The 13,067-nt window shown below is 61.3% G+C and carries 12 protein-coding genes; 6 read left to right on the forward strand and 6 right to left on the reverse strand.

Annotated features, from left to right (window positions below):
* Window positions 1–228 precede the first annotated feature (228 nt).
* The 6 genes from KOM00_RS19595 to KOM00_RS19620 all read right to left on the reverse strand — a co-directional run bounded on the left by KOM00_RS19595 (window position 229) and on the right by KOM00_RS19620 (window position 4,292).
* On the reverse strand, window positions 229–453 hold the full coding sequence (locus KOM00_RS19595) for a sulfurtransferase TusA family protein (protein WP_216500705.1): 225 nt from the start codon (window positions 451–453) through the stop codon (window positions 229–231).
* Between the two features lie 21 nt (window positions 454–474).
* The gene (locus KOM00_RS19600; RefSeq protein WP_216500706.1) at window positions 475–1,425 is read right to left on the reverse strand and encodes a 4Fe-4S dicluster domain-containing protein; all 951 of its coding nucleotides are present in this window, start codon (window positions 1,423–1,425) and stop codon (window positions 475–477) included.
* Window positions 1,426–1,565: 140 nt separating this feature from the next.
* Window positions 1,566–1,964: a M67 family metallopeptidase gene (locus KOM00_RS19605; RefSeq protein ID WP_216500707.1), complete on the reverse strand. Its 399-nt coding sequence runs from the start codon at window positions 1,962–1,964 to the stop codon at window positions 1,566–1,568.
* 1 nt (window position 1,965) lies between these two features.
* A complete protein-coding gene (locus KOM00_RS19610; protein WP_216500708.1) occupies window positions 1,966–2,778 on the reverse strand; it encodes a HesA/MoeB/ThiF family protein in 813 nt (270 codons plus the stop codon).
* Window positions 2,778–2,990, reverse strand: coding sequence for a sulfur carrier protein ThiS (gene thiS / locus KOM00_RS19615; protein ID WP_216500709.1), 213 nt, complete (start codon window positions 2,988–2,990; stop codon window positions 2,778–2,780). The genes KOM00_RS19610 and thiS overlap by 1 nt, the downstream gene beginning before the upstream one ends.
* A gap of 48 nt (window positions 2,991–3,038) precedes the next feature.
* Entirely contained in the window at window positions 3,039–4,292 is a 1,254-nt protein-coding gene (locus KOM00_RS19620) for an O-acetylhomoserine aminocarboxypropyltransferase/cysteine synthase family protein (protein ID WP_216500710.1), read from the reverse strand.
* Window positions 4,293–4,856: 564 nt separating this feature from the next.
* Here KOM00_RS19620 and cysK point away from each other — a divergent pair.
* From cysK to KOM00_RS19650, 6 genes are all read left to right on the forward strand, one after another.
* Window positions 4,857–5,810, forward strand: a complete 954-nt coding sequence (cysK, locus tag KOM00_RS19625; protein ID WP_216500711.1) for a cysteine synthase A — start codon at window positions 4,857–4,859, stop codon at window positions 5,808–5,810.
* 268 nt (window positions 5,811–6,078) lie between these two features.
* Entirely contained in the window at window positions 6,079–7,332 is a 1,254-nt protein-coding gene (hybB, locus tag KOM00_RS19630; RefSeq protein WP_216500712.1) for a Ni/Fe-hydrogenase cytochrome b subunit, read from the forward strand.
* 108 nt (window positions 7,333–7,440) lie between these two features.
* Window positions 7,441–7,989 carry a thermonuclease family protein gene (locus tag KOM00_RS19635; protein ID WP_236027098.1) on the forward strand — a complete coding sequence of 183 codons (549 nt, stop codon included), beginning with the start codon at window positions 7,441–7,443 and terminating at the stop codon, window positions 7,987–7,989.
* Between the two features lie 557 nt (window positions 7,990–8,546).
* Window positions 8,547–9,695, forward strand: coding sequence for an iron-containing alcohol dehydrogenase (locus KOM00_RS19640; protein ID WP_216500714.1), 1,149 nt, complete (start codon window positions 8,547–8,549; stop codon window positions 9,693–9,695).
* A 24-nt stretch (window positions 9,696–9,719) separates the two neighbouring features.
* Window positions 9,720–11,387 carry an ATP-binding protein gene (locus KOM00_RS19645; RefSeq protein ID WP_216500715.1) on the forward strand — a complete coding sequence of 556 codons (1,668 nt, stop codon included), beginning with the start codon at window positions 9,720–9,722 and terminating at the stop codon, window positions 11,385–11,387.
* A 61-nt stretch (window positions 11,388–11,448) separates the two neighbouring features.
* The gene (locus KOM00_RS19650) at window positions 11,449–12,936 is read left to right on the forward strand and encodes a sigma-54-dependent transcriptional regulator (protein WP_456264257.1); all 1,488 of its coding nucleotides are present in this window, start codon (window positions 11,449–11,451) and stop codon (window positions 12,934–12,936) included.
* Window positions 12,937–13,067: the final 131 nt, after the last annotated feature.

The raw sequence follows: 13,067 nt of genomic DNA on the forward strand, positions 1-13,067 counted from the left end.
TCATCAATGACTAACTTGATCGCTTCTTGCTTGAACTCTGAATCGTACTTGCGATTCGATCTCATGACACACCCTCCTGGCTCGTTAGGATATATGGTGTGTCCTCAAAAGTGAAGATAGCTCACTATCTCCGTTGCCCAGCCCTCACCCGCCCTTCGGGCACCCTCTCCCGGAGGGCGAGGGGATGAATAGTTAAATCATCCACAGGCGCATCGGCGAAGGTGGAGTTTACTCTCCGCCCTTCTCCAGCGTCAGGACGTAGTAGCCCTCCCTTTCCTGCAGGCCGAGCAGCTTGTGCCCTTCGTCCTTCAGGCTCCTGGGCACATTCTTGACCGGCTCCCCGTCGTCGAGGAAAAACTCGACGGTGGTACCCACCTCGACGTCCTCCAGTTCGAGCTTGGCCATCACGAAGTTGGTAGGGCAGGTAACACCTCTCAGATCGATGCTTTGCATGTTATCACCTCTTGTTCAGCTTCAAACGTGCTGGCCGGGAAGGGGCAGCTGGCTTTGGATGACTTGCGGCGCGATGGTTTCCTTCACTACGTACTCAGGGAAGTAGCCGCGCAGCCGCTCCAAAAGAGACTGCCAACCCTCGCGGATGATGACGTCGCCCAGACGCACGCGCCCGGCTCCCTCCGCCTTCTCCTGGTACCAAGCAAGGACCGTGGCGATGAACTCCACCACGCGCTCCTCTGGGACGAATGTCGCGTACAGGGTCCCGACCAGCGGCCTGCGTCCCCACTTGCCGCCGATGCGCACCGTGTACCCCTTCCTCTCGGCGCTCCAGGCGCCGGTAGGGCAGACCTTGATGCAGTCGCCGCAGTAGATGCACCTGGCCGCGTCGAAGACCGGTTTGTTGTCCGCGCCCATGGACAGGGCTCCCTCGGTGCAGGACTTGGCGCACAGGCCGCAGCTGATGCAGCCGTCGGCATCGAGTTTCGGCCAGACCGCGCCCTGGAAACCGACGTCGTTTATGGCCGACTTGGGACAGTCGAAGGGGCAGCCGGCGAAGCAGACCTTGAACTTGTGGTGGCCGGTGGCGGTCCCGAACAGTTTCTGGTCGACCTCCAGCGCGGATTTTTGCGTGTCCACCAGGCCGTTGGGGTTGTACTCGCAGCCGCCGCAGGCAGTAGGAACGCGCACGCGTGCGCCGCAGGAGGCGACCTTCTGCTGTTCCTCGCCCAGTTCGGCGACCACCGCGTCGAAATCGGCGAAGTTTATGTTGATCAGCTCGATGGACTGGCGCACCGACAGGTGCACGTAGCCCTTGCCGTACTTCTGCGCCACCTCTGCGATCTTCGACAGGCGGTCCACCGACATGCGGCCGCCGGGCACGCGCAGGCGTACCGTGAACAGGTCCTTGCCGCGCTCCTTGATGAAGCCGCCGGCCTTCAGGTTCCTCAGATCGATCTTCTGTTCAGCCACATTTCTCTCCTAAGGTAAAAAACAGTACTTATTCACAGGGATGAAAGGATAAAGGGGGTAAACCAGGGGAGTATTTTTAAGGCTTTTGGGGTAACCCAAAGACGTTTTTGCCGTTATCCCCTTTATCCCTTTTATCCCTGTTAAACGGTGTTGATTTCCACCGGCTCGATCACGCCGCCCGCGATCCGGAAGGCCTTTGCCACCGGCTGCTCCCGGTTTTCGAGCGACACGATCAGGTGGAACACGTTGGGGGTCAGGGCGAGGCGGATATCCTCCTGGGAGGGGCGGGCAGGGGACTCCGGGTGGGAGTGGTAGATGACCAGCATTTCCTCTCCGGCGGCGCGCATCGCCTTCACCACGGCAAACTGCTCCTTCGGGTCCATCATGAAGTGCTCGTTGCTCGCGTCGGTGTTGGTCATGGGGTAGCGGCTCGCAACGCGGTTCGCCGTCCCCCCCAGGATGCCGCACACCTCCAGCGGGAACCCTACCTGCGCCTGCGCGATCACCGCGTCCAGTATCTCCCGTGGGATCTTCAGCATCTCAGTGTCCCAAGTCGCAGACGGTCAGCGCGTCCAGCTCGTCCTTCAGTTCGGTGATGGTCGGGTTGTCGCCGCAGATCGGGCATTTCGGGCTCTTCCTGATGGGTACCTCCCGGAAACGCATGCGCAGGGCGTTGTAGGTGAGCAGCCGCCCGTGCAGCAGGTCGCCGGTGCCCAGCAGAAACTTGATCGCCTCGGTGGCCTGCAGGGTGCCGATGATGCCCGGAAGCACGCCGATCACGCCGGCCCTGGAACAGGTCGGGATCACGTCTTTGGGAGGGGGCTCCGGGAAGATGCAGCGGTAGCAGGGGGACTCGCCCGGGGATACGGTGAAGGTCTGGCCGTCGAACTGCAGGATGCCTCCGTGGGAGTAGGGCTTGCGCCCCAGGACGCAGGCGTCGTTGATCAGGAACTTGGCCGCGAAGTTGTCGGTGCCGTCGATCACGAAGTCGTAGTCGGCGATCATCGATTGGATGTTTTCGGCGCACACCCAGGTCTCGTAGGTCACCACGTTCAGCTCGGGGTTGATGGCGAGCATCTTCTCCTTCGCCGAGAGGACCTTGGCCTTGCCGACATCGGGGGTGCTGTGGATGATCTGGCGCTGCAGGTTTGAAAGGTCGACCCGGTCGGCGTCGGCGATGCCGATGGTGCCGATCCCTGCGGCTGCAAGGTACAAAGCGATGGGGGACCCGAGCCCGCCCGCCCCGATCACAAGCACCCGGCCGTTTATCAGCTTCAGCTGCCCCTTGCCCCCGACCTCCTTGAGAAGGATGTGCCGCGAGTAGCGGTTAATCTGCTCTTCGGTGAGCTTCACTATCTACCTCCGCCCATGAAATAGAGAAATTCGACGCTGTCGCCGTCCTTGACCGTGGCCTTCTCGAAGTCGCCGCGATCCATGATGTCGCCGTTTAACTCCACGGTGACGTACTCGCGCTGCTCGACCTGAAGGGCCTCGAGCAGGTGGGTGATGGAAACCGCTGTTTCCTCGCCGATGGTGGCAGGCTTGCCGTTCACAGTCAAATTCATTAGATGCGCTCCTCGTTTAGTAGCATAGATGATCGGTAAAAAACAGCCTTAAACCCGTTCCAGGGCGGCACTGAAATCCTCGACGATGTCGGCGGGATCCTCGATTCCGACTGAGACCCGGACCAGTTCCTCGCTCACTCCCATGAGCCTCTTCACCTCGGGGGTATAGTCGGCGCAGATGGTGCTGGCCGGGTGGATCACCAGTGTCTTGGTGTCGCCGATGTTGGCCAGATTCTTGGCGAGCCTGAGGGCGTTGACGAGGCGAAAGGCTGCCGGCTTGTCGGCGAGACCGAAGGTGAGCAGGCCGCCGAAGCGCCCGTTGAACTGGCGGCCGGCCACCTCGTGAAAAGGCGAGTCCGGCAGCCCCGGGTAGTTGACCCAGGCCACCTTCGGGTGCGACTGGAGAAAGTGCGCCAGTTCGAGCGCGTTGGAGCAGTGGCGCTCCATCCTCAGGGCGAGCGTATCGAGCCCTTCGCCGGACAAAAACGCGTTGAGCGGTGCGGCACAGGCGCCGAAATCCTTGTGGATCAGCTTGCGTACCCGCGCGGTGAAGGCGAAATTGCGGTACTTGCGGCGAAACGGTTCGAAGTGGGGAAACCTGTCGCTGCCCCAGTCGAAGCTGCCGGCGTCGATGATGGCGCCGCCGATGGAGTTGGCCGTGCCATTTATATATTTGCTGGTCGAGTGGATGATGATGTCGGCGCCCAGGTCCCGCATGCGTGCCAGGTAGGGCGTGGAAACGGTGGCGTCGACCATGAGCGGGATGCCGCTTTTCTTCGCGATGGCGGAAAACGCCTCGATGTCCGGGACGTCCATCTTCGGGTTGCCGATTGTTTCCACGAAGATGAGGCGCGTGCGCTCGCTGATCCCTGCTTCCAGCGCCCCCAGGTCGGTGGGGTCGAAAAAGCGGGTCTTGATGCCGTAGTTGGCCAGCGTGTCGTGGAACAACGAATAGGTGCCGCCGAAAAGGGAAGCCGAAGAGAGAATCTCGTCGTCGCACCGCACTACGGCCATCACTGCGGTGGTGATGGCGGACATCCCCGAGGAGGTGATCACAGCGGCGATGCCGTTCTCGATCACCGCCAGACGCTTCTCCAACCCTTCCAGGGTGGGATTCCCGATCCTGGTGTAGACCTGGCCGACCGCCCGCCCTTTGAAGATATCCTCCAGTTCCTCTGCGGTCTGGTAGGCAAAAGCCGAGGCTTGCACGATGGGGGGCTTGGTGGCTCCGGAAGGACCCGGTACGGTCCCGCCATGGATGAGCTTGGTATCGAATCTCAGTTGCTGTTCCGCCTCTGCCACATCCCCTCCGCGTTGTCGACCCAGGTCATGTCCGGCGCATGCCGATGCCCATGTCGCGCCGTCCGATTGCGGGGAGGGTAGTTTTTGAAACTCATTTTGTCAAGAAATAAATTGAGATTGTCATAGTTGAAAGCCGTTGTTTGCTTTTGGCCGTTTTTCTCGTGTATCCCATGTGGGTGCCGCGTGGTATCTCCTTCGAGTCTCAATTCGGCTGTAGGACGCAAAACATGCTGCGATGCATCGTTATCACGCATTGTTTACCGTGTTGCTGTGGTGCGTGTTGCTACTGTTGAAGCCTTAATTGACGGATTGGTGCGACAATGACTGGGCGGAAATACCATCGAGTTTGCTTGCTCCAGCAGGCAACACGGGCGGGGATGAGATAAGCATCTGCGGCCCGAAAGGCGGCAAAACACATCTTGTGGATCAAGTACCAAAATAAAATAGTTGACAATGTTGCAGGTTAAATATAAAAATTACCGAAAACGCCGAGAGATTGCCGCAACAGATGTTAAAGTTGGCGAAGCCAAGGAAGGCAACCCACCCGAAAGGAGATCAACCACCATGTCCCGTATCTACCTAGATAACTCCCAATCCATTGGCAACACACCGCTGGTGCGGCTGAACCATGTGACCAAGGGGGCCAAGGCCACCGTCCTCGCCAAGGTCGAAGGGCGCAACCCTGCCTACTCGGTCAAGTGCCGTATCGGCGCCAACATGATCTGGGACGCCGAGGAACGTGGCGTGTTGAAACCCGGGGTCGAAATCGTCGAACCCACCAGCGGCAACACCGGCATCGCCCTCGCCTACGTGGCGGCCGCACGCGGCTACAAGCTGACTCTCACCATGCCGGAGACCATGAGCATCGAGCGCCGCAGGGTGCTGGCCGCTTTAGGCGCCAATCTGATCCTCACCCCCGGTTCCGCCGGCATGAAGGGGGCCGTCGCCAAGGCGGAAGAGATCGCCGCTTCCGATCCAGCCCGTTATTTCCTGCCGCAGCAGTTCAAAAACCCGGCTAACCCGGCCATTCACGAGAAGACCACCGGCCCCGAGATCTGGGCCGATACCGACGGCGCCGTCGACGTCATCGTGTCCGGCGTGGGAACCGGCGGTACCATCTCCGGCATCTCCAGGTATCTGAAGCACACCAAGGGAAAACCCGTCGTCGCCGTCGCCGTAGAGCCGAAGGAGAGCCCCGTGATCACCCAGAAGCTGGCCGGCCAGGAGCTCAAGCCCGGCCCGCACAAGATCCAGGGGATCGGTGCCGGATTCATCCCGGAAACCCTTGATCTTTCCCTCGTCGACCGTGTCGAGCAGGTTGACAGCAACGAGGCTCTCGAGTTCGCCCGTCGCCTGACCAAGGAAGAGGGGCTCCTGGTGGGGATCTCCAGCGGCGCCGCCGTAGCCGCCGCCGTACGTCTGGCAAACCTCGACGAGTTTGCCGGCAAGACCATCGTGGTCATCCTCCCGGACCTGGCCGAGCGCTACCTCTCCACGGCGCTTTTCGAAGAAGCGTAACCGTCACAACCTCAAGTCTTGTCCCTGGCCCCGGGTTACCTCCCGGGGCTTTTTTTGCGTCTGCCGGTTAGGCGGCATCTGTTCCCCGGGAGGACCTGGCGTTATTGCGGTCCTTTTGCAACGCCCAGCGCCACCTTGGCTTGTCCGCGGGCGATGTCGGAGTCCTGCCGGGCAGGTCGCCCGTCATGGTATACGGAATTGTTGACAGTTGCCCCCTCGACCCCTTACACTTACCGGGCTTCATAAGCGTAAGGCTACAGGGATAGAGATGAGAAGTGACAGTACACGCCTCCCCGGTGGCAAGGGGAATATCTTCACGAAATCTTTTTTCGTATTGCTGTCTCTGTCCCTCGTCGGCCTGTTCTTCACCGCGGTCCGCTTCGCCAAGGGGATCGGTGCCGTCAGTAACCTAAGCGACGGTTACCCCTGGGGGATCTGGGTCGCCTATGACGTTGCCATCGGCACCGCCGTCTCTTGCGGCGGCTACACCGTCGCCCTCCTCAGCTATATAATCAACCGCGGCCAGTACCACACCCTGGTCAAGTCGGCCATCCTCACCAGCCTGTTCGGTTCCTTCCTGGCGGCCTCTTCCATCGTGGTCGAGATCGGCCGTCCCTGGAACGCCCACGGGCTTCTGTCCGCCACCAGTTGGCAGCCCAATTCTGCGTTCTTCGAGCTTGTGCTCTGCCTCTTCGGCTACCTGATCGCCCTGAGCCTCGAATACCTCCCCAACCTGCTTGCCCTGATGGGGCGCGGTACGCCCACTTCGCTGCGCACCATCGCGCTCAACGCCCTCATGCGCCGGGGACTGGTCGCCTGGCAACCGGCGGGGGAGGGGAGAAAGCCCGTTGCCTCGCCGCAGCTGGGAACCCTCATCAACCGCGCCCTGATCTGCTCCGCGGTGGCCGGCATCATCCTCCCGACCATGCACCAGTCCGCGCTCGGCTCGCTGATGCTGATCGCCTCGACCAAGCTGCATCCGCTCTGGCACAGCCCCTTTCTTCCCCTGCTGTTCCTGATCAACTGCATCTACTTCGGCTACGCCATCGTCATCTTCGTCTCCATACTGTCCTCGTTCGTGCTGGAGCGCGGCTTCTACAACGCCCAGCTCGCGGCGGTCGGCCGGGTCATCCCCTGGCTGACCATGGCCTGGCTGGTGATCCGCATCGGCGACGTGATGCGCCGGGACCAGGTCCCCGCGGTGTTCCACGGCGATTTCTATTCCATCTTCTTCCTTGCCGAGTGCTTTCTCATGGGCATCGGCGCCATCCCCTTTTTCCGCGTCGGCAAAAAATACTCGCCGCGCCGTTTGTTTCTCGCCGCCGTGGTGATGCTTTCAGGCGGCGGATTGTACCGGTTCAACGTCTACCTGATCGGGTTCAACCCTGGGAACGGCTGGCATTATTTCCCTTCTTTTGCAGAAGTAATGATCGCCGTCGGCATCGTTTCCCTCGAAATACTCGCCTACCAGTTGCTGATCAAACTTCTACCGCCGCTTCCTGCGCAGCAGGCCCGGTATTGAGCATTGCTTTGCCTACTCTCTTTTGCTAACATGGCGCTCGGTTTCGTAGATCAACCGGTTATAGTGGTGGGAAGGGGGATGTTGTTGAAAAAAGCCGGCTGTTTATTGATGTTCTGGTCGTGTCTGCTCCTGTTGGTGGTGCCGGCGCAGGCCCAGAACGATCCCCATCACCCCGGTCACATCATCGAAGGACTGGTGGTCGGTGTCAGTGAAGGGGACCGCCTCACCGTTAACTCCTACGGGACCGAGATCCCGGTCCGCCTCTACGGCATCGCGGCTCCACAGACCGCCAAGATCGACAAGTTCACCGGCTGGTACAAGCAGGGGCAGCCCTACGCGGAGGACGCCTTCCGCGCCTTGTCGCTCAAGGTGTTGCATCAGGTCGTGCGCATAGAGATCCGCGATACTCTCGTCTTCAAAACGGAGCCGACCCAGGTCGCCGTCGCCGTGGTGTACCTGGACGGTCGCAATATCAACCTAGAGATGCTCAACGACGGGTGGGCCTGGGCCTATCGCAAGCTCCTCAGCAGGATCGACCATCCGCACTACATGGGGATCGAACGGATGGCGCGCGCCAAGCGCAACGGTCTGTGGGCCCAGGATGATCCCCAGCCTCCCTGGGAGTTCAAGCCGCGCCTGAAAATAAAAGCCAAGTAGGGCAACTGATCCCCTGCTGCGAGCAGTCTCCCCGCCGGAGCTCTCCGTTCCCCGCCGCCCCCCCTTGTTTCAGGTACCTTTCCGTTGTCCATCGTCAGTTCTCCATGGTCAATTGAGCAAACTCATCCTGTTTACAACTGAATAGAATGACCCGCCCCCGTCGGCGCCCGATTAACCGGCCCGGTCCGTTAAACCTCGTAAGCACCTTTTTCCGCGTCGCTTTGTGGTTCGGTTCCGCAAACAGCTTCGGCGCCCGAAAGAGCACCTTGTTACGAAATTGCGCGTTTTTTTGTTCCAAAAAATGACGATTGTTAGATATAGTGACAACGCGTCTCGTTCCGGATACGCACTGTTCCAAATCGATCCGCCTTTTTTTCGCAGATCGTAAAAAACCGTCTCATTGTTTTGTATTCAACGCATTACCCGCTCTCCTCATTAGAAATGCTGCCGCGGCATCGCTCCATCCGGTCGTCTTTGGTACCGATCTTGCCTGTGTATACGTTGTCACGGCGCAGTCGCGCCGCGGGCTAAGTGCCAGGTTCAGGAGACAGAGCAATATGGAAATCAGCAAGTTCGTAGCACCGGAAATCATCTTCGGCAGGGGCTCCCTGAGCCAGATCGGCGAGAGTGTCGTGCGCCTCGGGGTCTCCAAGGTCTTCTTGGTCAGCGACAGCGACGTCATCTCGGCGGGCTGGGTCGATACCGCGGTGGATTATCTCCGTGCCGCGGGACTCGATACGGTCATCTTCTCCAGTCTCACCACCAATCCGAAAGACTGCGAGGTCACCGAAGGCGCGGCCAAGTATCTGGCCTCCGGGTGTGACGGCATCGTTTCGGTCGGAGGGGGCAGCCCCACCGACGTCGCCAAGGCCATCGCCACCATCGCCTCCAACGGCGGGCGCCTCAAGGATTACGAAGGGATCAACAAGATCTCCACCCCGCTTCCTCCCATGGTGATCGTCCCCTCCACGGCGGGAGCCGGGTCCGAGGTGAGCCAGTTCACCATCATCGTGGACACCGATCGCAAGCTGAAGATGTCCATCATCTCCCGTTCCCTCATCCCGGACATCGCCATAGTTGATCCGGAACTGCTCAAGACCAAGGATGCCAAACTCGCCGCCGCCACCGGTGTCGATGCGCTCACCCACGGCATCGAATCCTACGTGTCGCTGGCCGCCACGCCGCTTACCGACATCCACGCTTTGAAGGCGATCCAGCTCATCTCGAAAAACCTGAGAAGGGCCGTCGCCGAGAGAAGCGACATGGACGCCAATACCAACATGGCCATGGCGAGCCTCACCGCCGGGCTTGCGTTCTCCAACGCCATTCTCGGGGCCGCCCACGCCATGACCCACCAGGTCGACGGCCTGCTCGACCAGCACCACGGCGAGACCAACGCCTCCATCCTGCCGCACGTGATGCGCTTCAACCTGCAGGCCTGCCCGGAGCGTTTCCGCGACATCGCCGTCGCCATGGGCGAAGACGTCACCGGCTTGGACCTTGAAGCCGCCGCCGAGCGCTCCATCCAGGCGGTGCAGCGCCTGATCGAGGACATCGGGCTCGCCAAGGGGCTGTCCGAGCTCGGGCTCAAGGAGGAGTTCATCCCCCTTCTGAGCGAGAACGCCACCAAGGACGCTTGCCTGGTCACCAACCCGCGTTTCGCGACCCGCGAGCAGATCGAGCAGATCTACCGCAACGCCATGTAGGCCTGGAGCCGCAAAGGAAGTGCCGTGAAAAACAGGGGCAAACTCCTCGAACAGCTGACCGGTGTCGACTCCTCCAAGCTCAACTACTACGTGGAGCTCAAGAAGAGGAACCAGGACGTTCTGAAACAGAACAGCCGCCTGGAGATACTGCAGCAGCTGACCCGCGACATAAACATCGACATGTCCATCGGCGACATCATCGAGCGCGCCTTCCGTAAACTGCCCGAGGCGCTCCCCTGCGACTTCCTGGCGCTGGCCAAGCTGACCGAAGGGAAGCTCAAGCTGATCGCCATGGCCCCGCGCGACTTCAGCGACCTCGGCTACATCCCCAAGCAGTCCATCCTCTGGAACGCCTTCAGGGACAAGGGGGCGACCAGCTACAACCCGATGCTGGATCCTCTCTGCCTGGCACAAGGGACCAAGAAGCACACCGAGCCGCTGCGCTCCCTCGTCGCGGCCCCGCTGTTCGAACGTTCCTCGGTGACCGGCCTGCTGCTCCTTGGCAGCACCATCGACTCAGCCTACGCCCGTGCCGAGTTGAACTTCGTGCAGCACCTGGCCGACCAGCTCGCCATCAGCATGCAGAACGCGCGGCTGTACAAGCAGGTCTCCCGCGCCAAGAAGGAGTGGGAAGCGACCTTCCGCGCGGTGACCGATCCCATCTTTCTCATCGACACCGATTACAACGTGCTTTTGCACAACGGCCAGCTTCCACCCGGCATGAGCGACGCCTTCAACCAGGCCATCAGCAACAAGTGCTTCGCCAAGCTCAGGGGAGGGACCGAGCCCTGCCAGAACTGCCCGATCCAGGAGATCAAGGAGACCGGGAAGCCCGTGTTCCAGCAGTGGCACACCCCGGAGGGGGAGTTCCTGGAGCTGTCCTACTACCCCGTGTTCAACGAGGAAAAGCAGCTCGCCGCGGTCACCATCATCATGAAGGATGTGACCAAGAAGCTGAAGATGGAGGCGCAGCTGGTGCAGTCCGCCAAGATGGTGGCCCTTGGGGTGATGGCCGCAGGCGTGGCCCACGAGCTGAACAGCCCCATGACCGTCATCATCGGGACCGCGCAGATGCTCGCCCGCGACCTGCAGGGCGAGGAGGATTCCGAGCGCGGCGAGGCACTCTCCGACATCATCAACTGCGGTCTGCGCTGCAAGCGCATCATCCAGAACCTGCTCACCTTCTCGCGCCAGGACCAGGCCCCTTTCTCTCCGGTGGACCTGAACGCCGAGGCGGAGCGGGTGCTGGACATGATCCAGTACCAGATCAACCGCAGCCAGATAGCGATCTTCGAGCACTTCGACCGGGATCTCCCTAAGATCAACGCCAACGGCCCCCAGATCCAGCAGGTATTGACCAACTTCCTCATCAACGCGCGTGACGCGCTCACCGAGGTTGATGGCAAGGAGAAGGTGATCGAGGTGTCCACCTCGCTGCGGGCCGACGGGAGCCGGCGCTGGGCTGTCCTCAGCGTCACCGACAACGGCATCGGCATCGCGCCCGAGAACGTCTCCAAGATATTCACGCCGTTTTACACCAGCAAGGAGGCCAGCAAGGGGACCGGCCTCGGTCTCTCGGTAAGCCTGGGCATCGCCGAGTCTCACCACGGCGACATCGAGGTTGAGAGCACCTTGGGGCAGGGGAGCTGCTTCAGCCTCGTACTGCCGGTAGATGAAAGCAACGACAAATAGTTGGGAGCAGGCCGTGACAGAATCTCAAATGCAAATCCTGATAATTGACGACGAGAGGGACGTGTGCACCTTTTTCCGCCGCCTGCTGACCCGCAGGGGGTACCAGGTGGTCACCGCGGCCAACGAGCCCGAGGCCCTGGCCGCGCTGGAGGCGGAGCGTTTCAGCGTCGCGCTGGTCGACCTGAAGCTCCCCGACACTGACGGCATCACGCTCCTCGAGATCATCAAGTCGAGGCAGCCGTCCTGCGAGGTGATCATCATGACCGGCTACTCGACGGTCAAGACCGCGGTCACCGCCATGCAACTCGGTGCCTACGAGTACCTGGAAAAGCCCTTCGACGATATCGACCAGATCGAGCAGATGATCGAGCGGGCAGCAGGTGCCGGCGCCGTGCGCGGCAGGGGCAGCGCCGCCCCCGACGAATGGGCCGAGGTGGCCCAGGGGGTAGGCTTCCGGGTCGGCGTCTCCCCCCCGATGAAGCGGATGGTGTCGCTGGCCTACAAGGTCGCCGGCAAGGACATCTCCGTCCTGATCCAGGGGAAAACCGGCACCGGCAAGGAGGTGCTGGCGCGTTTCATCCATGCGGCCTCCGCCCGTGCCGGCCAGCCCTTCATCCCGGTCAACTGCGGCGCCCTCCCCGAAAACCTGCTCGAGAGCGAACTCTTCGGCCACGAAAAGGGGGCCTTCACCGGCGCCAACCAGACCCGGCGCGGCATCTTCGAGCTGGCCAACAACGGCACGCTCCTTCTGGACGAGATCGGCGACGCCACCCCGCAGATCCAGGTGAAGCTGTTGCGCGTGCTGGAAACCGGCGAGTTCATGAGGGTAGGGGGGGAGCGTCCCATCAAGACCGACGTCAGGGTGATCGCCGCCACCAACGTGGACCTGGAGCAGGCCATCAAGGAGAAGACCTTCCGTGAGGATCTCTTTTACCGGCTGAACGTGGTGCGCCTTGAGATACCGTCTCTTGCCGAGCGTCACGAGGACATACCTCTTTTGGCCGAGCACTTCGTGCAGCAGTTGAATCGCGACCTGAGGCTTTCCCCCGTCGCGGTGCGCCTGCTGCAGGGGTACTCCTGGCCGGGAAACATCCGGGAGCTTGCCAACGTGATGCGGCGGGCGGTGGTGATCTGCACCGGCGACACCATTCTTCCCGAGCACCTCGGCGGCACCTTTTTGGCCGGACCTTCGGCCCCGTCTCGTTCCGCCGCGCAACCGGCCCCGCGTTCCGTCGAACCCGGTTCGAACCTGGCCGGGACCGATCTGGTCGAGCAGTGTCGCAGCTGCGAATGTCTTGAGCGGTTGGGGGCCGAGGAGTTGACCGGGATGCTCTCCTCCCTGCGCCAGGCCCAGTCCAACCTGCTGGCGGTGATGCGGAGAAAGAAGATCGTACCGCCGCTGCACGCCTTGAAAGACTCCGAGGCCGAGACCATCAAGGAGGCCTTGACCCAGTACGACGGCAACATCACCGAAGCCGCCAAGGCCCTTGGCATCGCGCGCAATACCTTGTATCGGAAGATGAAGGAGCTGGAGCTCCCCGGGCGCTAGCAGGACTTCCCCTCCCCAGCCCCTCCCTCTCCGGGAGGGGACGCCTCCGTCCATCTCTCCGTCCATTCTCCTCCCCCGGAGGGGGAGATCGGGAGGGGGCTTCACCCTTTCATTGCCAAGACCATCTTTTT

Origin of the sequence: Geomonas diazotrophica (assembly GCF_018919385.1) — a bacterium.
GTDB lineage: Bacteria > Desulfobacterota > Desulfuromonadia > Geobacterales > Geobacteraceae > Geomonas > Geomonas diazotrophica.